This is a genomic window from Streptomyces sp. NPDC059567, assembly GCF_042735655.1.
In the GTDB taxonomy this organism is placed as follows: Bacteria; Actinomycetota; Actinomycetes; order Streptomycetales; family Streptomycetaceae; genus Streptomyces.
Map to the genome: position 1 here is coordinate 18,170 of NZ_JBHWBS010000057.1, position 21,613 is coordinate 39,782.

The window sequence follows — 21,613 nt, forward strand, 5'->3', positions numbered from 1 at the left end:
TCGGCTCAGTCGGTTACACCGGTCGCGTCAGACACGTCCGCGAAGGATCCGTGGCGGCCGGCGCCTCCCGCGAACCTGTCGGCGCCGGTCTGGGTCTCACCCGCGGTCAGCGGGACCATGCCGTGCCGGTACTCGACGGCCAGGGCGTCCGCCTCGCTCAGGCCGTGTCCCTCGCGTACGGAGAGCCGATCGTGGCGCAGGCACAGCTGGGGGAAGGCGGCGATCTCGCGCGCGAGTCGCTCCGCTGCCGCGCGCGAGTCGCCCACCGGGACGAGCCGGTTGGCGAGCCCGATGTCGTACGCCTCGACGGCCGGGACGGGCCGGCCCGTGAGGATCAGGTCCATGGCGCGGCTCTCGCCGATCAGGCGTGGCAGCCGCACCGTGCCTCCGTCGATCAGCGGCACGCCCCAACGGCGGCAGAAGACGCCGAAGACGGCGTCCTCCTCGGCGACCCGCAGATCGCACCAGAGCGCCAGCTCGAGTCCGCCGGCCACCGCGTGTCCGGCGATCGCGGCGATCACGGGCTTGCTCAGCCGCATCCGGGTGGGGCCCATCGGTCCGTCGCCCTCGGCCACCACCTTGTTGCCGCGCTCGGTGCCGACGGCCTTGAGGTCGGCGCCGGCGCAGAAGGTGCCACCCTCGCCCCACAGCACGGCAACGCCCGCGTCCGGGTCGGATTCGAACTCCCGGAAGGCGTCGGCGAGCCGGGCTGCGGTCGGGCCGTCGACGGCGTTGCGGGCCTCGGGCCGGCTGAGGATCACCGTCCACACGGGGCCCTCGCGCTCGATCCGGACAGGGGACCTATTCATTGCTCTCCCTTCCACATGGGTTCACGCGGGCCCGGCGGGGAACCTTTCCGGCCGGGACATGTGCCCGACCGGTCGTCGGCTTCGTCGACCTCGCGCAGGTCGGGCTTCGGTCTTCGAGACGAATGTCGGAACGTCCCGCGAAGCGCACGGAGTCTCCTTGGACATGGGCAGCGGCAGGCACGGGAGGCACGCTAGACCCGGAACATACAGTCCGTCTAGACGGTATGTGGGGCGATCTTCCGTACCGTACGCTCGCCCCATGCCCTCTGCTCGACCTCGACGCACCCAGCGGGAACGCCGGGAGGAGACCCGACAGCGACTCCTCGACGCCACCATCGACTGCCTGGTCGAGTACGGCTTCGCCCACACCACCACCCAGCGCGTACAGGAGCGGGCAGGGGTCTCGCGGGGTGCCCTGCTGTATCACTTCGCCTCCAAGGCCGACCTGCTGGCCGCCGCCACCCACCACGTCGCCGAACTCCGCCTCGCGCACATCCGCGCCGAGACGAGTTCCGGCGCACCGAGCCCGGAGCAGGGGCTGGCCCTGCTCCGTGCCGCCATGTCCGGCCCGCACTTCCTTGCCGGCCTGGAGCTGTGGCTGGCCGCCCGCACCGACGCCGACCTCAAGGCGGCCCTGCTGCCCGCGGAACGAGAGGTGGGTGCGGCCCAACGTGCCGTGATCTCCGACATCCTCGGGCCGGACGTCACGGCCCGCGAGGACTTCGCCCTGGTCTGCGAATCGCTCCTCGTGCTCCACCGAGGCCTCGCGCTCACCAGCGTGCTGCGCGAGGACCCGGCCTTCGAGGACGAACTGCTCCGCCTGTGGGCCCAGCGCTTTCTGGGCAGCGCTCAGCCCTGAGCCCGATGCGCACCGGCCACCGGAACGCGGTGACCGGTGCGCATGGGTGGCATGTGCGGGCGAATGGTTGACGACTCTAGAGCCAGTCCCGTCGCTTGAAAATCACGTACAAACTGACGCAAACGACCCCCATCAAGCCGACCGCGAAGGGGTATCCGAAGCTCCAGCCCAACTCGGGCATGGAATCGAAGTTCATGCCGTAGATGGTTCCAACGAGTGTGGGTGCGAAGAGAATTGCGGCCCAGGCGGAGATCTTCTTGATCTCCTCGTTCTGTTCGAAGCCCGCCTCCGCCAGTGCTCGCATCTCCGCGTTCTGTTGCTGCGTCACCAAGGTCGCGTTCACCGTCAGGATCTCCGTCAGGGCCTGGCGGAAGCCGTCCACGCGCTCGCTGGTGTGGGTGACGTGGTCGGCCACGTCGCGGAGGTAGCGCTGGAGTTCCTCGTCCGTGCCGTATTTGGCGAAGCCCGCCATCAGGCCGTGCAGCATGCCGACGAGGGGGCGGGTCGCTCGTTGGAACTCGACCATCTCCCGGGAGAGTTCGTAGATGCGGCGGGAGACCGCCGGGTCACCGCCGAACACCTCGGTCTCGATCTCGTCGATGTCGTTCTGGACGCCCGCGACCACCGGAGCGTAGCCGTCGACCACCGCGTCGAGGATCGCGTACAGGACCGCCTCCGGGCCCAGTGCCAGGAGGTCGGGGTTCTCCTCCATGCGGTGGCGGACCGCCGAGAGGTCCGGGGCCGCGCCGTGGCGGACCGTGATCACGAAGTCCTGGCCCACGAAGACATGCAGTTCGCCGAAGTCCACCTCCTCCTGGGCGTCCAGATAGCGCGCCGCGCGGAGCACGACGAAGAGGGTGTCGCCGTAACGCTCCAGCTTCGGGCGCTGGTGCGCCTCCAGGGCGTCCTCCACCGCCAGCTCGTGCAGGTCGAACTCGCCCGCCAGCGAATGGAGTTCGGACTCCGTCGGGCGCTGCAGGCCGATCCAGGCCATGCCGTCGGGGTACTCCCGCAGCCGACGGAACGTCTCGGCCAGCGTTGCGGGGGAGGCGACCCGGCGGCCATCCCGGTAGAGGGTCGCCTGCACCACGCTCGGCCGATCGGCGGTTACGGACTCGGGCCCGGTCGGCTGCGGCTCCGGCGGCGTGGCCGGCGGCTCTGGCTGGCGGCGCCAGGCTGCGCGAGGGCGGCGCTCCGACATCGGGGGGTCCCTCTCCGTGTTCATGATCGGGTCCAGGGTCTCCGGGCAGGATATATGCGGCGCATTGCCGCAGCGCGGCGGCGCCCGGCATACGGGTCCGGCATTGCGGACCGTAGCTGTCCGCAAGTCTGGGTAGCGTGCTCCACATGGCTTCCACGACGACGAACCCGGTCCTCTCCACCCGCGCTCTGGGCCGTGCCACGCTGGCCCGCCAGCTCCTGCTGGCCCCCGCCGCGATGTCCGCCGAGGACGCCGTCTCGCACCTCCTCGGCCTCCAGGCCCAGAACACCAAGCCGCCGTACTACGCGCTCGCCGCCCGCCTCGACGGCTTCCGGCCCGAGGAGCTATCCGAGCTCATGGAGTCCCGCCGGGTCGCCCGCATCGTCACCATGCGCTCCACCATCCACACCCACACCGCCGCCGACGTGTTCACCCTGCGGCCCCTGGTCCAGCCCGCCCGCGACCGCGAGATCGGCATCTTCCGCAAGGGCCTCGTCGGCGTCGACCTCGACCGGCTCGCCGCCCTCTCCCGCGAGTTCGTCGAGGAGCGGCCCCGTACCCCGAAGGAGATCCGCGAAGCCCTCCTCGTCGAGTGGCCGGACGCCGACCCCCAGTCCCTCGGCATCGCCGCCCGCTGTCGGTTGCCCCTCGTCCAGGTCACCCCGCGCGGCCTGTGGTGCAGGAGCGGGCAGGTCTGCCTGACCACCGCCGAGACCTGGCTCGGCCGCCCCGCCGAAGCCGGACCGGCCGAAGCCGGACCCGCCGAAGCCGACCCCTCCAAGGCCATCCCCTCCAATGCCGTCGCCGCCGAAGCCGAGCCCACCCCCGACGAGACCGTCCTGCGCTACCTCGCCGCCTTCGGCCCCGCCTCCGTCAAGGACATGCAGACCTGGTGCGGCCTCACCCGCCTCCGCGACGCCTTCGAGCGGCTGCGGCCCGGGCTCGTCACCTTCCAGGACGAGCACGGCGTCGAACTCTTCGACCTGCCCGACGCCCCGCGCCCCGACGAGGACACCCCGGCCCCGCCGCGCTTCCTCCCCGAGTTCGACAACCTGCTCCTGTCGCACGCCGACCGCAGCCGCGTCGTCGCCGCCGAGGCCCGCAACCGCACCTGGAAGGGCAATCAGGCGTACTGCGTCTTCCTCCTCGACGGGCTCCTCGCCGGCCTCTGGCGACTGGAGGAGACCAAGGAGCGCACCACGATGACCGTCCAGCCCTTCGGCCGTCCGACCAAGGCCCAGCGCGTCGAGCTGGCGGAGGAGGCCGAGCGGATGCTGGGGGTGATGGCTCAGCCGGGTGTTCCGTACGAGGTGACCTTCGGGATCGTCGACGAATGAGCCACCGTCCGCCGGCTACGGCAGCACCCCCGCCCTCCTCGCCGCCACCACCGCCTCCAGGCGCGTGTGCGCGCCCAGCTTCCGCATCGCCGAGCGCAGGTATCCCTTCACCGTCTCCGGCCGGAGCCCCAGCCGTGCCGCCGCGCCCGCGTTCGTCGCGCCCTGGGCCACCGCCGCCAGTACGTCCAGCTCGCGCGGCGTCAGCGTCACACCGGGCGTCCCGCCCGGCGCCGTGGACGCCGATTCCAGGCGGCCGCACACCGCCAGCAGCCGCTCCCTGAGCTCCGGGTCCTCGATCCGCGGCGCCAGCTCCCGCAGCTCGCCGTGCGCCTGCCGGACCTCCTCCCAGGAGGGCCCCGAGACCGGCCCGGAGGGCACCGCCGACAGGAGCTCCCGCACCTCGTCCCGTACCGCCAGCGCCTGCTCCAGGTCCCGGGCCGCCGCCACCGCCGCGTCCGCGACGCGCTCGCCCAGCGGCAGCGAGTCCCGCAGCGCCCCGTACAGCACGCCCCGCACCTTGCGCCGTACGACGACGGGCACCGCGATCACCGAACGCAGGCCCTCCGCCGACACGGGAACGTCGTACTCGTGCGTGATGTGCCGCGCCGACGCGTAGTCGACGACGGCGCACGGCCGCGCCAGCGCCAGGCACTTCCCGCCCAGGCCGCTGCCCGCGGAGATCGCGAGTCCGTGCAGGGCGGGCGTGACGGCGCCGTTCAGCTCCGAGATCCGCAACGGCCTGCCCTCGTGCAGCAGCCCGCCGAAGACCACCTGGAGTCCGGTGGCGCGGCGCAGCCGCGCCAGAGCTCCGCGCATCTCGACCGCTTCCATCCGCTCGGACACGCGACCACTCCTTCACCCCCGAACGGGGGTAGTGAGACCCGGGTCACTGATTACACGATGTCCGTGACCGGTCCCGCAACGAGGAGGACACATGACGGCTACCACCGCGACGGAGAGGTTCCGGGCCGCCCGCGACTTCCTGCTCCAGCACCGCGAGGACTACGGGACGGCCTACGAGGGCTTCGCCTGGCCCCGCCCGGAGCGGTTCAACTGGGCCCTGGAGTGGTTCGACGTCATCGCGGCCGGCAACGAGCGGACCGCCCTCCACATCGTCGAGGAGGACGGCACCGAGACGAAGGTCGGCTTCGCCGAGATGTCCGCCCGCTCCGACCGGGCCGCCAACTGGCTGCGCGCCCGAGGCGTTCGGGCCGGCGACCGGATCATCGTCATGCTCGGCAACCAGGCAGAGCTGTGGGAGACCGCGCTCGCCGCCATGAAGCTGCGCGCCGTCGTCATCCCGGCCACCCCGCTGCTCGGCCCCGCCGACCTGCGGGACCGCGTCGAGCGGGGCCGGGCAGCGCATGTGATCGTGCGCGCCGAGGACACCGCCAAGTTCGAGGACGTGCCGGGGGAGTACACCAGGATCGTCGTCGGGGGCGAGCGCGCGGGCTGGCTCTCGTACGAGGAGGCGTACGACGCGTCCGCCACCTTCGAGCCGGACGGCGTCACCCACGCCGACGACCCGCTGATGCTGTACTTCACCTCCGGTACGACCGCCCGGCCCAAGCTCGTCGAGCACACCCACATCTCGTACCCCATCGGCCATCTGGCCACCATGTACTGGATCGGTCTCAAGCCCGGCGACGTGCATCTGAACATCTCCTCGCCGGGCTGGGCGAAGCACGCCTGGTCCAACCTCTTCGCCCCGTGGAACGCCGAGGCGACGGTCTTCATCCACAACTACGGCCGCTTCGACCCGGCGCGTCTGATGAAGGAGATGGAGCGCAACGGCGTCACCAGCTTCTGTGCTCCGCCGACCGTCTGGCGGATGCTGATCCAGGCAGACCTGACCCAGCTGAAGAACCCGCCGCGCGAGGTCGTCGCGGCCGGCGAGCCGCTCAACCCCGAGGTCATCGAGTCCGTGCGGCGGGCCTGGGGCGTGACCATCCGGGACGGCTTCGGCCAGACCGAGACCGCCGTCCAGGTCTCCAACAGTCCCGGCCAGCACCTCAAGGAGGGCTCCATGGGGCGGCCGAGCCCCGGCTTCAGGGTGACGCTGGTCGATCCCGTCAGCGGGCGGGCGGACGTCGAGGAGGGCGAGATCTGTCTCGACCTGTCCACCGATCCGGTGGGTCTGATGACCGGCTACCACGGCGACCCGGAGCGCACGGCCGAGGCGATGGCCGGCGGCTACTACCGCACCGGCGACATCGGCTCCCGCGACGCCGAGGGCTACATCACCTACATCGGGCGCGCCGACGACGTCTTCAAGGCATCCGACTACAAGATCTCGCCGTTCGAGCTGGAGAGCGCGCTCCTGGAGCACGAGGCGGTGGCCGAGGCGGCGGTCGTCCCGGCCCCGGACCCGCTGCGACTCGCGGTCCCGAAGGCGTACGTCGTCCTCGCGGACGGCTGGGAGCCGGGGGAGGAGACGGCGAAGGCGCTCTTCGCCCACTCGCGCGCGGTGCTCGCCCCGTACAAGCGGGTGCGCCGCATCGAGTTCGCCGAGCTGCCGAAGACGGTCTCGGGCAAGATCCGCCGGATCGAGCTGCGCGAGCGTACGGCGAACGGTGAGGGCATCGAGTACGCCGAGGGGGACCTGGGATGAGTCTGTCGTACGCGCACGGCGCCAGCCCCACCGAACTGCTGGGCGACACGATCGGGGCCAACCTGGACCGGGCCGTCGCGACCTGGCCGGAGCGCGAGGCGCTCGTCGACGTGCCGACCGGGCGTCGCTGGACCTATGGCCAATTCGGCGCGGACGTCGAGAGGTTGGCAGACGCGCTGCTGGGCAGCGGGGTCGTCAAGGGCGACCGGGTGGGGATCTGGGCGGTGAACTGCGCCGAGTGGGTGCTCGTCCAGTACGCGACCGCCCGCATCGGCGCCGTCATGGTGAACATCAACCCGGCGTACCGCGCCCACGAGTTGGAGTACGTGCTCAAGCAGGCCGGTATCTCCCTGCTCTTCGCCACGCTGGCCCACAAGACGAGCGACTACCGGGCGATGGTCGAGCAAGTCGCCAGGAACTGCCCGGAGTTGAGGGAGACTGTCTACTTCGGTGACGCGAGCTGGGACGAGCTGATCTCCCGTACGGCGGGAGAGTTGCGCCCGGCGGAGCTGTCCTGCGACGAGCCGGTCAACATCCAGTACACCTCGGGCACCACGGGTTTCCCCAAGGGCGCGACCCTGTCGCACCACAACATCCTCAACAACGGCTACTTCGTGGGCGAGATGATCGCCTACACCGAGCAGGACCGGATCTGCATCCCCGTTCCCTTTTACCACTGCTTCGGCATGGTGATGGGAAACCTGGCGGCGACCTCGCACGGGGCCTGCATGGTGATCCCCGCGCCGTCCTTCGACCCCGCGGCCACCCTCCGCGCGGTCCAGGAGGAGCGGTGCACGTCGCTGTACGGCGTACCGACGATGTTCATCGCCGAGCTCAACCTCCCCGACTTCGCCTCGTACGACCTCTCCACGCTGCGCACCGGGATCATGGCGGGCTCGCCGTGCCCGGTGGAGGTGATGAAGCGGGTCGTCGCCGAGATGAACATGGCCGAGGTGTCGATCTGTTACGGCATGACCGAGACCTCGCCGGTCTCCACCCAGACCCGGCGCGACGACGACCTGGAGCGCCGTACGGGCACGGTGGGGCGGGTGATGCCGCACGTCGAGGTGAAGATCGTCGACCCCGGCACCGGACTCACGGTGGAGCGCGGTACCGCCGGCGAGCTGTGCACCCGTGGCTACAGCGTGATGCTCGGCTACTGGAACGAGCCCGGGAAGACCGCCGAGGCCGTCGACGCCGGCCGCTGGATGCACACCGGCGATCTGGCGGTGATGCGCGAGGACGGCTACGTCCAGATCGTCGGCCGCATCAAGGACATGATCATCCGCGGCGGGGAGAACGTGTACCCGCGCGAGATCGAGGAGTTCCTCTACGGGTACGAGAAGATCGCCGACGTCCAGGTCGTCGGTGTCCCCGACGCCCGCTACGGCGAGGAGATCCTCGCCTGCGTGATCCCGCGCGACCCCGCCGACCCGCCGACCCTGGACGACATCACGGCGTACTGCCGCGACCGTCTGGCGCACTACAAGATCCCGCGCCGGATGGAGATCCTCGGGGAGTTCCCGATGACGGTGAGCGGCAAGGTACGGAAGGTGGAGCTGAGGCAGCGCTACGGGTGAGGAGCGCCCGCACCCCGGCCCGCGGCGCTACGGGGACGGCGCCACGGAGCGGGGTGCGGGCGTCCCCGCCAGCTCGCGCCGCATGCAGACCCGGGGCCAGGTCGCCAGACCGTGGGCGGCCTCGGCCAGCTGGATGGCGCGCAGCCCCGCGGTGAGGTCCGGGTCGGATTCGGCGAGGGGGCGGAAGCCGAGGCGCGTGTAGTACGGCGCGTTCCACGGCACCTCGGTGAAGGTCGTCAGGGTCAGCGCGGTCAGTCCCCGCTCGGCCGCGTCCGCCGCCAGATGCTCGATGAGCAGGCGGCCGATGCCCTGGCGGGCGGCGGCCGGGTGCACCGACACCTGCTCGATGTGGGCGCCCCCGTCGACGGTGTCCGTCAGCAGGTACGCCATCGGGCGGTCGGTCTCGTCGACGGCCACCCAGGCCCGGCCGGCACGTCGGTAGCCGTCCAGGACGTCCAGCGGCAGGGGCTCGTCGTCGGCGATGACCGCCATGCCGAGGGATCGGAAAGGTTCGCCCGCGGCCCGCTCGATGTCCTGGAGCAGCGGGAGTTCGGCCGGTGCGGCCGCTCGGATGCGCATGGTCCAGTATGGCGCGCGCTCAGTCCGAGCCGCCGCCCCCTCCGCCCTCGCCCGCGCCCCAGCCGTCGCCGCCGCCGAACCAGCCGCGCCCCGTGGCGTAGCCGTCCGTCCCGCCGCCCTGGCCCAGCAGCCCGCCGTCGCGCGAGAAGCGCGGAAGGAAGAGGGCGAGTGCCGGGTCGCCGTAGAGGGCGACGTACAGCAGGACCAGATTGCCGTCCGTCACCTCGCGACGATGCGCGGGCAGCGGGTGCCGCTCCCGCAGCCCGGCGAGCAGCCGGCGGGCGGCGCGGGGCGTGGGCGGGAGGAAGAGCAGAGCGGACGCGATGACGGTGGGCACGGCGCCGAGGCCGAGCGCCAGGGCGAGCCCGGCACCGGACGGGCGGGTGATCAGCAGGCCCGCCGCCACCGTCGCCACCGCGCAGACCAGCAGCACGCGGGCGACGCGCAGCCGGCCGTAGGGGCGGAGGAGCCCCGCCCGGCCGAGTTCGGCGCGCAGCGCGTCGACGGCCCGCCTCGCCCTGGGCTGGGAGGCCAGCACGCGTATCCCCAGGGCTCGGCGCAGCGAGCTGTGCACTCCGAGCTGGACCGGGTCACGGGTCCGGCCGGGCCCGCCGTTGGCCCGAATCGTGCCCTTCCGGCCGGCGGCCACGGCACCGCGCTGGTGCAGTGCGACCAGTGCCACGACGACGACGGCCCGACGCCCGCCCCGGAGCAACGCCAGTGCCTGCGGGGCGAGTTCGGTCCGCTCCGGGCTGCGGGTTCGCAACAGGGAGAGCGCCAGCAGGAGTTGTCCGCAGGACGCGCCGATGAACCACCACGTGTCCGCCCCCATGACGCTCCACCCCCCGAGGTTGTTGTGCCCGCGAGAGCGTGATCGTCACGCGCGAATGGCCGAATTCTGAGGTTCTTTTGAGGGTTTTCCCGCTCCGCGGCCGTCGCCGGACCGCTAGGCGCCGGTGGTGATCAGTTCGTCCGCCGGGGTGTTCACCGGCTGGGGCGTTCCGGTGAGGTCGAGGACGAAGAGCGGGATCCCGAGTTCGTCGGCGCGGGAGCGGGCCTCGGGGGTGTAGCCGGCGAGGGAGAAGAAGACGCTCACCGAGGAGTTGCTGAGCCCGTTCAGCCAGAGGCACTCGACCGCCCGCAGTGCGGCGGGGCGGGTGCTCGGGTCGACCTGGGCGACGAGTCCGGGCGCGCGGAGGTCCACCCCGGACGCGGACCGCTCCTCGGGCTGGACGACGTTCCGGAACCCGAGCCAGCGCAGGTACCCGGCCGACGCGGCGACCGCGTCGCGGGCGGTACGGATGGTCACGGGCCGGAAGGAGGGCCTCGGCGCCGCGGGGTGCGGGGCGGTCGGCGGCAGCGGGATGTGCGTGGGGTAACGCTCGGTGAAGGACCGACTCCGTCCGGCTCCGAGGCCGTGGTGCGCGACGTCGTGGAGGTCGCCGTCCGAGTCGTCGTGGAGGTCGTCCTCCGGGTCGTCTCCGGTCCATATGTCCGCGGTCGGCGCCGCGTCGTCCCCTCCGGCGGCCGGGGGCCCCGGGGCCGCGCCCGGCGCGGGGGCGTCCGTCCCCTCGTCGGCGCGCGCGCCCGGAGGGTCGGCCGCCGGTGTCTCGGCGCGGGGGCCGGTGTCCGTACCGTCCGGCCGCGTCCCAGGGGCGGTGCGGGCGTCGGATCCGAGCGGGCCGGGCGTCGGGCCGGAGGCCCTGTCCGGGCGGCGTTCGCCCCTCGGGCCCGGGCTCGGCGGCTCCGGAAGCGCCCGGGCCGGGCCCGGGATGCCGGGCAGCGAACCGCCGTCGCCGAAACCCGCCTCGCGGACCGGGACGCGCAGGACCGTACCGCAGGTGCAGCCCAGCTCCGGGTGGGGCCACTCGTCCTCGCGGCCGCAGGAGACACAGCGCACCGCGACCCATTCGTCCGTCCAGTTGCGGTGCGTGACCGGCTCGCCCGTCGCCCCGGGGATCACCGGTGGCACCACCGGCGTCCCGCAGGCGCACGGGAAGACCGGCGCCGCGTACGGCTGCGTACGGAGGCATTCCGGGCAGCGCACCGGTACCGACTCACCCACACCGAACCCCACGCCGAACCCCCTGTCTTCCCGCCCCCATCGTCCACCAATCCGCCACGGGAAGGGAGGGACTTCGGCCAACGTCCGAGCCCGGTCCCTTGACGGCCCTCGACCCCCCGACCTACATTGCTTCCACATAGTAGAACAATACTTCCGCAATACGGAAACGGACGCCGGGATGGTGGGCGACCCGTTTCCGCCTGGCCGAAGCAGGAGCCCTCCCATGCCTCGTATGACCGCCGCCGCAGCGGCCGTTGAGATCCTCAAGCGCGAAGGCGTCACCAACGCGTTCGGCGTGCCCGGCGCGGCGATCAACCCCTTCTACCGCGAGCTCAAGAACGTCGGCGGAATCAGCCACACGCTCGCCCGCCACGTCGAGGGCGCGTCCCACATGGCCGAGGGCTACACCCGTGCCAAGGCCGGCAACATCGGTGTCTGCATCGGTACCTCCGGCCCGGCCGGCACCGACATGATCACCGGCCTGTACTCCGCGATCGCGGACTCGATCCCGATCCTGTGCATCACCGGCCAGGCCCCGGTCTCGAAGCTCCACAAGGAGGACTTCCAGGCCGTCGACATCGCCTCGATCGCCAAGCCGGTCACCAAGGCCGCCACGACGGTCCTCGAGGCCGCCCAGGTCCCGGGCGTCTTCCAGCAGGCCTTCCACCTGATGCGCTCCGGCCGTCCCGGCCCGGTCCTCATCGACCTGCCGATCGACGTCCAGCTCACCGAGATCGAGTTCGACCCGGAGACGTACGAGCCGCTGCCGGTCTACAAGCCGCAGGCCACCCGCGCCCAGGCCGAGAAGGCCCTGCGGTTCCTGCTGGAGTCCGAGCGTCCGCTGATCGTCGCCGGCGGCGGCATCATCAACGCCGACGCCTCCGACCTGCTGGTCGAGTTCGCCGAGCTGACCGGCGTCCCGGTCATCTCCACCCTGATGGGCTGGGGCACCATCGCGGACGACCACGAGCTGAGCGCCGGCATGGTCGGCGTCCAGACCGCGCACCGCTACGGCAACGCGACCTTCCTCGAGTCGGACTTCGTCCTCGGCATCGGCAACCGCTGGGCCAACCGCCACACCGGTTACAACATGGAGGCCTACACCAAGGGCCGGAAGTTCGTCCACGTCGACGTCGAGCCCACCCAGATCGGCAAGATCTTCGCCCCGGACTACGGCATCGCCTCCGACGCCAAGGCCGCGCTGGAGCTCTTCATCGAGATCGCCAAGGAGCTCAAGGCCGAGGGCAAGCTCCCGGACTTCTCCGCCTGGGCCGCCTCCGCGCAGGACCGCAAGGCCACCCTGCAGCGCCGCACGCACTTCGAGAACGTCCCGATCAAGCCGCAGCGCGTGTACGAGGAGATGAACAAGGCCTTCGGCCCGGAGACGCGCTACGTCACCACCATCGGCCTCTCCCAGATCGCCGCCGCGCAGTTCCTGCACGTCTACAAGCCGCGCCACTGGATCAACTGCGGCCAGGCCGGCCCGCTCGGCTGGACCATCCCGGCCGCCATCGGTGCCGCCACCGCGGACCCGGAGACCCCGATCGTCGCGCTGTCCGGCGACTACGACTTCCAGTTCATGATCGAGGAGCTGGCGGTCGCCGCCCAGCACAAGGTCCCCTACGTCCACGTCCTGGTGAACAACGCCTACCTGGGTCTGATCCGTCAGGCGCAGGGCAACCTGGGCATCAACTTCGAGGTCAACCTCGAGTTCGAGAACATCAACACCCCGGAGATCGGCGTCTACGGCGTCGACCACGTCAAGGTCGCCGAGGGCCTGGGTGTCAAGGCGATCCGAGTCACCGACCCGGAGAAGCTGGGCGAGGCGTTCGAGGAGGCCAAGAAGCTGGCCGTCGAGCACCAGGTCCCGGTCGTCGTCGAGGCCATCCTGGAGCGCATCACCAACATCGCGATGAGCAAGACGGTCGACATGAGCGACGTCACCGAGTTCGAGGAGATCGCGACCGAGCCCGGTCACGCTCCGACGGCGATCAAGGCCCTGAAGGTCTGATCAGTCGCCAGAGGTGACGGCCCCCGCTCCGAGAGCACCGGAGCGGGGGCCGCTCCACGCCCGCGTGCCCTGTGCGGGCACACGCTGCGCCCCCTCGCCCTGCGCCCGCACCAGCGTCGCCCCCGCCTCCGTCCAGTCGTACAGGACGGACCTCCCCGCCCGTCTCCGCCGTACGAGCCGGGCGTCGAGCAGCACCTTCAGATGTCGCCCCACCGAGCCGAGCCCCTGCCCCGTCAGCGCCACCAACTGGCTGGTGGACTTGGGGGATTCGAGTCGTACGAGCACCCCGGCCCGTGCGCTCCCCAGCAGCGCGCCGAGCGCCTCGGGGACGGCCGGGCCCTCCGCGTCGGCCAGGGCTCCCGCGCAGGGGTAGACGATCGCGAAGCGCTCCGCGCCCTCCCACGACACCCATCCCCGGCTCGGCGTCACCGGCACGAAGAACAGGCGTCCGCCCGCGACCGATCTCGGCGGGAAGTCACGGGTGTTGACCTGGAGCCGTCCTTCGCCGAGCCAGCGCGTCCGCCCCGGCGACAGCTCGTCGAGCGCCGTCGCCCACCCGCCCGCGGTCAACCGTGCCGTACGGGCCACCACATCGGCCTCCAGGACGCGCCGGCGCCGTGGCCAGGTCGGCAGGACCGTCTCCCGCCACACCCAGGCGAGCAACTCCGCCATCCGGTACGGCAGATCGGTCGCCGACGCCAGCGGCTCGGGGACCGGACCGCCCAACGAGACCGCCAGATCCGCCACCGCCGCCGAGGGCGGGGTCTCCCGGATCCGGGCCAGCTCCTCCTCGAAGGACGGCTCGCCCTCGCCCAGCGGAGTGGGGGTCACGAAGTCCGCGTTCCACGCGGTCCCGAGCGCGGCGCGCACCAGCAGGGCGTCGAGCGGCTCGGCCGCCAGCCGTTTCCGGTAGGCGGGCAGACGGTCCGCCAGCCACGCGCTCTCGCCCGGGTGGGCCGGCGCCGGCAGGTCCAGCGCCTGCAGCGCGGCGATGGTCTCGGCCAGCGGGGACACCAGGAACCGACTGCCCGCGAGCGCGTCGGCGTCGATCTGCCACCAGCCCATGTTTCGCCTCCCCACGAAACAGTACCGGCGTCCCGTCACGCCCTCGGAGACTGCGCGCCATGCGTAGCTATCAGGAGCTGTTCCGCACACCGGAGTTCACCCCGCTCTTCCTCACGGCGGCCGTCCAGGTCGCGGCCCAGACGGTGGCCGGTCTGGGTCTCGCCACGCTCGTCTTCCGGTCGACGGGCTCCCCGTTCCTCTCCGCGCTCGCCCTCTTCGGCCCCGCCCTCGCCCAGGTCCTCGGCGCCACGACGCTCCTCTCGGCCGCCGACCGTCTGCCGCCGCGCGCCGCCCTGGCCGGCATCGCGCTGGTCTTCGCCCTCGGTACGGCCGCCCAGGCCGTTCCCGGGCTGCCGACGGGCGCGGTGTTCGCACTGCTCCTGGTGCAGGGCCTCGTCGGCTCCGTGGGCGGCGGCGTGCGCTACGGACTCCTCGGCGAGATCCTCCCCCGGGCGGGCTATCTGCTCGGCCGCTCGGTGATGAACATGGCCGTCGGCGTCTGTCAGATCGCCGGGTTCGCGACCGGCGGAGTGCTGGTGGCGACGCTCTCGCCGCGCGGGACGCTGCTGATCGGCGCCGCCCTCCATCTCGCCGCTGCGCTCCTCGCCCGCCTCGGCCTCTCCCGCCGCGAGCCACGCTCCGACGGCCGGGCCTCGGCCGCCGAGACCTGGCGCACCAACGCGCGCCTGTGGTCCTCGCGCCCGCGCCGGCTCGTCTATCTCGCCCTCTGGGTCCCCAACGGGCTGATCGTCGGCTGTGAATCGCTCTTCGTCCCCTATGCCCCCGAGAGCGCAGGGCTGCTCTTCGCCTGTGCCGCGCTCGGGATGCTGGCCGGGGACACCGTCGTCGGGCGTTTCCTGCCGAGGAAGCGGCGGGCCCGGCTCGGCCCGCCGCTCCAGATGCTGCTGGCAGCCCCGTACCTGCTCTTCGTACTCGATCCGGGGCTGCCGCTCGCCCTGGTGGCGGTGATGGTGTCCGCCGTGGGCTACAGCGCGAGCCTGCTCTTCCAAGAGCGGCTGCTGGCCCTGGTGCCGGACGAACTCAGCGGTCACGCGCTGGGGCTGCACTCCTCGGGGATGCTGGCGCTCCAGGGGCTGAGCGCGGCGCTGGCCGGCGCTGTCGCCCAGGTCACCTCACCCGCGGTGGCGATGACGGTGCTCGCCGCCGCCTCGCTGGCGGTCAGTGGGGCGCTGGTGCTCACCGAGGGGCCTTCGAGCGGACCACGACCGTCTCCTCGCAGGGCCCGTCGGCGAACAGCTTGAGCGTCTCCACCTCGTCCTTGTCGGCGGTCAGCCCCCAGCGCAGCTTGGTGCCCAGCCACTCGGCGACGTAGCGGCAGTACTGGGAGGAGGACGACGGGACCCAGCCGGCGGGGTCCCGGCCGGCCTTGTCCTTCTGGCTGCGGGTGGTGACGGCGACGAGGGTGCCGGGGGAGCCGAGGTCGTTGGCGAACTGCTCACGCCGGGCCGTGGTCCAGCCGGAGGCGCCCGACTCCCACGCCTCGTTGAGGGAGACGACGTGGTCGACACGGAGGGCCGCGGGGTCCGTGACGGTCTGGCCGTGTCGGGTAGCCCCGTGTCCTCTCGGACGCCGGGGCCCCCTCAGAACCGGACGTGCGACTTTCATCGCATCCGGCTCAAGCAGGCCACTAGGACTGCGCATTATCCACCTTCTCTGGATCGCGATGGCGGTCAGCGGCATGGTGTTGCCGATGACATTCGGCATGGATGAGTACGAGGTTGGTCGTCTTGTTTGAGCCCCCACGGCTTCGGTGAACCAGGTGATGCCTGTGGATCGTCCGGGATTTGGCCTGGAACCAATTGGCCCACTCCCGTACGGAGTCTGGTTCGTAACCAGCTCCGTCGATCAAGTCCTGCCCGCACAGCGGACACAGACCCTTCTGCCGTGCGGCCAGGTAGACGTTTGCTCCGTCGACCTGTGGATGCACGCGCTTTCGGGTTCGGCTGGCCCAGTAACTTTCGAGGCTCGGGTCATCCTTGGATGCCGTTCCCTTAACAGGGGTGTGCCTCGTGATGTTGGTCCAAGCGAACTTACACAGGTACTTCCCGGTCTCCTTGTCCCCGAAGATCCAGCGATCCTTCCTCGTCGGGTAGAGGAACTTTCCCCAGTACTTGTCCAGGATCCATTGTTTGGACTTTCTTGGATGGCGCCTCACGGCCCACCTCCACAGACGCTTCCACACGTAGTGGTCCAGGGATGAGAAGATCTCTGAGGAGACCGCACCCCTGTAGTAGGTGGACCAGCCCTTGATCATCGGATTGAGGCGTTTAACGACCTCTTCGGTCGGGGCCTGGCACAGGGATCGTGCCGTTTCCCTTACCTTTTCGATGATCCGCTTTACGGCTTCCTTGTTAGGTTTGATCAGCGTCTTTCCGGAGTACTTCCTGACGTTGAACCCCAGGAAGTCAAATCCTTCTTCGAGGTGGACCACCTGGGTCTTGTCCTCGTTGAAGGTGAGTCCCTTCGGTCCGAGCCATTCAGCAAGCTTCCTCTTGACGTTCCAAGCGTCTTCTTCCGTCCTGCAGAACACGACGAAATCGTCCGCGTACCTGATCGTGCGAGGCGACCGCAAGCGTTCATTGCGGCCAGCGTCAGGGCGACAGCCGGCCGCTTCTTCCATGCCGTGCAGGGCCACGTTGAGCAACAGGGGGCTGATCACTCCACCTTGAGGCGTGCCCGCCTCCGTTGGGGCGAACTTTCCTCTGTCCATGACTCCTGCTTTGAGCCATCGCCGGATGGCTTCCCTCGCTGGGAAGTCTCCGATGGCCTCCAAGAGCCGATCATGGTTGATTCGGTCGAAGGCGCTTGCCAGATCGGCATCGAGCACCCATGCCCGCCTGGCTTGGCGGGATGAGGTGATCCGGAAGATCTGCTCAATTGCATCGTGGCAGCTTCGTCCGGGCCTGAAGCCGTAGCTCCCCGCCTCGAAGCGCGCCTCCCATTCAGGTTCGAGTGCATTCTTCACTCTCGCCTGTTGCACGCGGTCCCTGATGATTGGGATTCCGAGTGGCCGCGTCATTCCACTGGCCTTGGGAATGTAGACCCGACGTACGGGCATGACACCTTGTGCTGGATCTTTGCTGATGGATCTAGCCAGTCTTCCCTTGCCCGCAGGCTTGAGGACTGTCTCGCCATCGATTCCAGCAGTACGTCTTCCAGTGCTCGTCTGGGTCACCCTCTTAACGCTTTGCAGCGTGTTTGAGTGTGATCGCAGCATGAGCTTCTGAAGGTTTCGGACCTTCTTGAGGTCTCCGTCTTGCGCAGCCTTGAAGATCCTCTGTCGAAGTCGCCTTACGTTGCGCTCGGTCCTGACCCAGTCAACGCTGTGCCAGTAAGAGGCATCGCCTGAGGTTCCGTTCCCCGAGAGCGACTCGCCGGTTTCCTCTACCTGAGCTTCAGTCTCCAATTCGTCACCTCCCGGTATCTAACTTGCGCCTCAGCTATTGCTGCTTCACTGATTCTCTTCAAAGGCCCACCTGACCCGCGTGGGCTCCCTTTCGGGCCGGAACATAGTGTCCGTATCTGCCGGGTTATATGTGGCGGGTGAGGCCCCGGGCTCCACATTTTCCCCTGAGCTTTCGCTCTAGCAGCATTTGCTTCTCGGGTCGTCCTGCGCCCGCAAGGGGTTTCGGCCTTCGTTACCTCTGGCTTACCAGCTGCCGCTGGACCCTTACGGGGTTGTCGTGTTCCGCTCCTATCAGATGTGTCCGAAGGAGGGCGCCTCCTATACCCCGGGACCGATGGTGATCGCACCCTTCTGACTACGGAAGAAGGGCCATCCGAAGCTTTTCAGCTCCAGGTCCTCTTACGCGCCGCCGAATTCAAACCATTGCGGCGCAAACTCTCTGACGAGGCCTCATCGGAGGTTCACTTGCGTTCGCCCTTTTCGGACTTCCCCTCTGCCTGTTGTCCACGATGGCCCGTGGACTCTTGGGCTTTCTATGTCAGTCGGCTTAGCACGGTCTCGTTACCAAGACCGCACCCGACCTAGGGGACCGGCTGTATTGATCACTTAGCCGGAGGCGGTCCCGTCCTCTAGGACCGCCCGCTGATGAGGAGCGACTTCACGCCGCACCGTAGTACGAGGTCCACCTGCCGCCCGTGAGGGTGCACCCGGGGCCGGTCTTCGGGGCGTCGACGGCCTCCGCCAGCAGGACCTCGGCGCGGGTGTCGCAGCCGTCGGCGGCGTCGAGCCCCTTGTTCCAGTGGGGGAAGGCGGACACCTTGTAGCCGGCGGGCTTCTCGGCCGCCTCGGTGAGGTCGGCGAGCGCGTCGGGGAAGAGGGCCACGTTCGCGGAGAGCGCCGGGGAGGGCACGGCGAGGGGGGACAGGATCAGCGCGAGCGGAGCCAGGCCCCGCACCAGGTTCTTGATCATGTACGAGTGGATAGCGGCGGGGGAGGGGCGCATGGGGGGAGGAGCAGGGTGCGCTCGCCCGTGCGGGTGTGGATCTTCACCGCAGAAACGATGCGCTGTGGCGAGCGGGGTGGACGCATGCGAAAGAGCGCGGAACCAGGGACCGTAAACCTGGTTCCGCGCTCTCGTTGTGCCCGCCCGACGGTGCGAGGCTGGCGCGACAGGACGTTCGCGCCGCCGGGCGGAGTCTTGGGGGGAGGTGGGGCGTTGGGACCGCGGCGGTGACGACGGGCTGCCCGGGGATCCCTTCCTTCAGGTCAAGAAGGGGCCCGGTCCGCCCTTACCACCGCACTGGCTCGCACACCGCCGCGGTCCTCACGCTGTCCGTTCCGCCGGCCACCCCTCATCCGGGCCGTCGGTCCGGACGGCGTACGGCAGCTGACCTCCCGTCAAGTGCCGTACGCGGTCTGGAATCCGTGTCGAGATCAGTCCTCGCGCAGGGCGCGGACCGCCTCCTCCACGCGCTTGCCGTAGTCCGCGTCGGCGGCGGCGAAGTGCGCGATGTTCTTCTCGACGACGTCCTCGCGGGAGACCTGGGAGAGGCCACCGGCGATGTTCGCGATCAGACGCTTCTTCTCGTCCTCCGACATCAGGCGGTAGAGCTCACCGGCCTGGAAGAAGTGGTCGTCCTTGGCGTGCTCGGGCGCCGCGTGGGTGCCGGTCCAGCCGTGGATCGCCAGCGGCGCCGAGAGCGCCTCGTCGGTCTGGGACGGACCGGCGTACGAGTTGGGCTCGTAGTTCTTGTCGTGGCGCGAACCCTGACGGGTGGCCATGAAGCCGTCGCGGCCGTAGTTCTCGGCCACGGTCGCCTTCGGGGCGTTCACCGACAGCTGGGTGTGGTTGACACCGAGGCGGTAGCGGTGGGCGTCCGCGTAGGCGAAGAGGCGGCCCTGGAGCATCTTGTCCGGCGAGGGACCGATGCCCGGGACGAAGTTGTTCGGGGAGAACGCGGCCTGCTCGACCTCGGCGAAGACGTTGTCCGGGTTGCGGTCGAGGACCAGACGGCCCACGCGCTGCAGCGGGTAGTCGCTGTGCGGCCACACCTTGGTGAGGTCGAACGGGTTGAAGCGGTACTCCGCGGCCTCGGCGGCCGGCATGACCTGGACGTACAGGGTCCACGAGGGGTTCACACCGCGCTCGATGGCCTGCAGCAGGTCGGTCTGGTGCGAGTTGGCGTCCTGGCCGACGAGCTCGGCGGCCTGCTCGGCGGAGAGCGAGCGGATGCCCTGGTTCGTCTTGAAGTGGTACTTGACGAAGAAGGCCTCGCCCGCCTCGTTGGTCCACTGGTAGGTGTGCGAACCGTAGCCGTTCATGTGACGGTACGAGGCCGGGATGCCGCGGTCGCCCATGAGCCAGGTGATCTGGTGCGTCGCCTCGGGGGCGTGCGCCCAGAAGTCCCAGACGTTGTCCGGCTCCTGCTTGCCCGTGAACGGGTCACGCTTCTGGGAGTGGATGAAGTCGGGGAACTTGATCGGGTCCTTGATGAAGAACACCGGGGTGTTGTTGCCGACGAGGTCGTAGTTGCCCTCTTCGGTGTAGAACTTCAGCGCGAAGCCGCGCGGGTCACGGACGGCGTCCGCGCCACCGAGCGAGTCGGCCACGGTGGAGAAGCGGAGGAAGGTCTCGGTCCGCTTGCCGACCTCGGAGAGGAAGGAGGCCTTCGTGAAGCCGGTGACGTCGTCGGTGACCTCGAAGTAGCCGTACGCGCCGGAGCCGCGGGCGTGCACCACACGCTCCGGGATCCGCTCACGGTTGAAGCGCGCGAGCTTCTCCAGCAGGTGCTGGTCCTGGAGGAGGATGGGGCCACCGACGCCGGCGGTGGCGGAGTTCTGGTTGTCGGCGACGGGGGCGCCGGACTCGGTCGTAAGCACGCGCTTCGACATCGTGACCTTCCGTACGGGAGCTGCACTGCTGGGGTGCTCTGGAGCGTAAATACGCCCGGAACGAGACGTCAACAGTTTGTTGAAAATGAAGTGTGGTGTTCCGGACGGCGACGGCGCCTGGGCGCGACAGGACAGTTGTCAGCGCCGCCGCCGTCCGGAAATCAGGGCCCCGCTACGGGGCGGGGGTCAGACCTGCTGGCCGGAGAGGCGCTCGACGGCGCGCAGCAGGGCCGAGTGGTCCAGGCCGCCGTCGCCCTGCGCGCGCAGGGAGGCGACGAGCTGGGCGACGACGGCACCGACCGGGAGGGCCGCGCCGACGTTGCGGGCGGCGTCGGTGACGATGCCCATGTCCTTGTGGTGCAGGTCGATCCGGAAGCCGGGCTTGAAGTCCCGGTTCAGGAAGTTGTCCTTCTTGCGGGTCAGGACCGTGGAGCCGGCCAGACCGCCGTTGAGGACGTCCAGGGCGGCCTGGAGGTTCACGCCGGACTTCTCCAGGAAGACCACGGCCTCGGCGCACGCCTGGATGTTGACGGCGACGATGAGCTGGTTGGCGGCCTTCACCGTCTGACCCGAGCCGTGCGGACCGCACAGGACGATGGTCTTGCCGAGGGCCTCGAGGACCGGCAGGGCCTCGTCGAAGTCGGCCTGCTCGCCACCCACCATGATCGACAGGACGGCCTCGATGGCGCCTGCCTCGCCGCCGGACACCGGGGCGTCGATGACGCGGATGCCCTTCTCGGCGGCGTTCTTGGCGAGGTCGATCGAGGTCTGCGGGGTGATCGACGACATGTCGATGATCAGCGCGCCCTGCTTGGCGTTCTCCAGGATGCCCTCGGGGCCGTAGGAGATGGCCTCGACCTGCGGGGAGGCGGGCACCATCGTGACGACCACGTCGGCGTCCTTGACGGCCTCGGCGATCGAGCCGGCGACCGTGCCGCCGGCCGCGGCGAGGCGGTCCAGCTTGTCCTGCTCCAGGGTGAAGCCGGTGACGGAGTAACCGGCCTTGATCAGGTTCTCGGACATGGGCGAGCCCATGATGCCGAGGCCGATCCACGCAATCGTCGGGCGGGTGGGCTGGGAGGAATCAGCGAGGTTGCTCATTGGGGGTACCTCTCGGGGTTGTGCGATGTCAGGGGGAGCTGACGCCCGGCTCGGGCGGACGGGGGTGTCCGCCCCC

The 21,613-nt window shown here is 70.1% G+C and carries 17 protein-coding genes and 1 pseudogene; 6 read left to right on the forward strand and 12 right to left on the reverse strand.

Features of this window, described 5'->3' with window-relative positions; all coding sequences use genetic code 11:
- Positions 1–5: 5 nt before the first annotated feature.
- Positions 6–809: a crotonase/enoyl-CoA hydratase family protein gene (locus tag ACFVZW_RS23600; protein ID WP_384524492.1), complete on the reverse strand. Its 804-nt coding sequence runs from the start codon at positions 807–809 to the stop codon at positions 6–8.
- 259 nt (positions 810–1,068) lie between these two features.
- Between ACFVZW_RS23600 and ACFVZW_RS23605 the strand changes: the two genes are divergently transcribed.
- Positions 1,069–1,668 (forward strand): TetR/AcrR family transcriptional regulator, encoded by a 600-nt coding sequence (locus tag ACFVZW_RS23605; RefSeq protein ID WP_384524495.1) that lies wholly within the window; start codon positions 1,069–1,071, stop codon positions 1,666–1,668.
- Between the two features lie 76 nt (positions 1,669–1,744).
- On the opposite strand, the gene ACFVZW_RS23610 is transcribed toward ACFVZW_RS23605, so the two are convergent.
- Positions 1,745–2,869 carry a magnesium and cobalt transport protein CorA gene (locus tag ACFVZW_RS23610; RefSeq protein WP_384524556.1) on the reverse strand — a complete coding sequence of 375 codons (1,125 nt, stop codon included), beginning with the start codon at positions 2,867–2,869 and terminating at the stop codon, positions 1,745–1,747.
- A 146-nt stretch (positions 2,870–3,015) separates the two neighbouring features.
- Here ACFVZW_RS23610 and ACFVZW_RS23615 point away from each other — a divergent pair, with 146 nt between their 5' ends.
- On the forward strand, positions 3,016–4,206 hold the full coding sequence (locus ACFVZW_RS23615; RefSeq protein WP_384524498.1) for a winged helix DNA-binding domain-containing protein: 1,191 nt from the start codon (positions 3,016–3,018) through the stop codon (positions 4,204–4,206).
- Between the two features lie 15 nt (positions 4,207–4,221).
- Here the strand turns inward: ACFVZW_RS23615 and ACFVZW_RS23620 are convergent, their stop codons facing one another.
- The gene (locus ACFVZW_RS23620) at positions 4,222–5,049 is read right to left on the reverse strand and encodes a response regulator transcription factor (protein ID WP_384524501.1); all 828 of its coding nucleotides are present in this window, start codon (positions 5,047–5,049) and stop codon (positions 4,222–4,224) included.
- A 91-nt stretch (positions 5,050–5,140) separates the two neighbouring features.
- Here ACFVZW_RS23620 and ACFVZW_RS23625 point away from each other — a divergent pair, with 91 nt between their 5' ends.
- Both ACFVZW_RS23625 and ACFVZW_RS23630 read left to right on the forward strand, forming a co-directional pair.
- Positions 5,141–6,817, forward strand: coding sequence for an AMP-binding protein (locus ACFVZW_RS23625; RefSeq protein WP_384524504.1), 1,677 nt, complete (start codon positions 5,141–5,143; stop codon positions 6,815–6,817).
- Positions 6,814–8,397 (forward strand): AMP-binding protein, encoded by a 1,584-nt coding sequence (locus ACFVZW_RS23630; RefSeq protein WP_384524506.1) that lies wholly within the window; start codon positions 6,814–6,816, stop codon positions 8,395–8,397. The genes ACFVZW_RS23625 and ACFVZW_RS23630 overlap by 4 nt, the downstream gene beginning before the upstream one ends.
- 27 nt (positions 8,398–8,424) lie before the next feature.
- Here the strand turns inward: ACFVZW_RS23630 and ACFVZW_RS23635 are convergent, their stop codons facing one another.
- The 3 genes and pseudogenes from ACFVZW_RS23635 to ACFVZW_RS23645 all read right to left on the reverse strand — a co-directional run.
- Positions 8,425–8,976, reverse strand: a complete 552-nt coding sequence (locus ACFVZW_RS23635) for a GNAT family N-acetyltransferase (RefSeq protein ID WP_384524509.1) — start codon at positions 8,974–8,976, stop codon at positions 8,425–8,427.
- 19 nt (positions 8,977–8,995) lie between these two features.
- Positions 8,996–9,808 carry a TIGR04222 domain-containing membrane protein gene (locus ACFVZW_RS23640; RefSeq protein WP_384524512.1) on the reverse strand — a complete coding sequence of 271 codons (813 nt, stop codon included), beginning with the start codon at positions 9,806–9,808 and terminating at the stop codon, positions 8,996–8,998.
- A 114-nt stretch (positions 9,809–9,922) separates the two neighbouring features.
- Positions 9,923–10,351: pseudogene (locus ACFVZW_RS23645) on the reverse strand (hypothetical protein); the annotation flags it as partial.
- Between the two features lie 922 nt (positions 10,352–11,273).
- On the opposite strand from ACFVZW_RS23645, the gene gcl reads away from it, so the two are divergent.
- Positions 11,274–13,052, forward strand: a complete 1,779-nt coding sequence (gene gcl, locus ACFVZW_RS23650) for a glyoxylate carboligase (RefSeq protein WP_384524559.1) — start codon at positions 11,274–11,276, stop codon at positions 13,050–13,052.
- Here the strand turns inward: gcl and ACFVZW_RS23655 are convergent, their stop codons facing one another.
- Positions 13,053–14,117 carry a transcriptional regulator gene (locus ACFVZW_RS23655; RefSeq protein ID WP_384524515.1) on the reverse strand — a complete coding sequence of 355 codons (1,065 nt, stop codon included), beginning with the start codon at positions 14,115–14,117 and terminating at the stop codon, positions 13,053–13,055.
- A 59-nt stretch (positions 14,118–14,176) separates the two neighbouring features.
- Here ACFVZW_RS23655 and ACFVZW_RS23660 point away from each other — a divergent pair, with 59 nt between their 5' ends.
- A complete protein-coding gene (locus ACFVZW_RS23660) occupies positions 14,177–15,379 on the forward strand; it encodes an MFS transporter (protein ID WP_384524518.1) in 1,203 nt (400 codons plus the stop codon).
- Here the strand turns inward: ACFVZW_RS23660 and ACFVZW_RS23665 are convergent.
- From ACFVZW_RS23665 to ACFVZW_RS23685, 5 genes are all read right to left on the reverse strand, one after another.
- Positions 15,315–15,743, reverse strand: a complete 429-nt coding sequence (locus ACFVZW_RS23665; RefSeq protein ID WP_384524521.1) for a DUF1524 domain-containing protein — start codon at positions 15,741–15,743, stop codon at positions 15,315–15,317. The genes ACFVZW_RS23660 and ACFVZW_RS23665 overlap by 65 nt on opposite strands.
- Positions 15,744–15,765: 22 nt before the next feature.
- The gene (ltrA, locus tag ACFVZW_RS23670) at positions 15,766–17,544 is read right to left on the reverse strand and encodes a group II intron reverse transcriptase/maturase (RefSeq protein ID WP_384524524.1); all 1,779 of its coding nucleotides are present in this window, start codon (positions 17,542–17,544) and stop codon (positions 15,766–15,768) included.
- A 658-nt stretch (positions 17,545–18,202) separates the two neighbouring features.
- The gene (locus ACFVZW_RS23675; protein ID WP_384524527.1) at positions 18,203–18,514 is read right to left on the reverse strand and encodes a hypothetical protein; all 312 of its coding nucleotides are present in this window, start codon (positions 18,512–18,514) and stop codon (positions 18,203–18,205) included.
- 464 nt (positions 18,515–18,978) lie between these two features.
- On the reverse strand, positions 18,979–20,436 hold the full coding sequence (locus tag ACFVZW_RS23680) for a catalase (protein ID WP_384524529.1): 1,458 nt from the start codon (positions 20,434–20,436) through the stop codon (positions 18,979–18,981).
- 186 nt (positions 20,437–20,622) lie between these two features.
- Positions 20,623–21,537, reverse strand: a complete 915-nt coding sequence (locus ACFVZW_RS23685; RefSeq protein ID WP_384524532.1) for a 2-hydroxy-3-oxopropionate reductase — start codon at positions 21,535–21,537, stop codon at positions 20,623–20,625.
- Between the last annotated feature and the right edge of the window lie 76 nt (positions 21,538–21,613).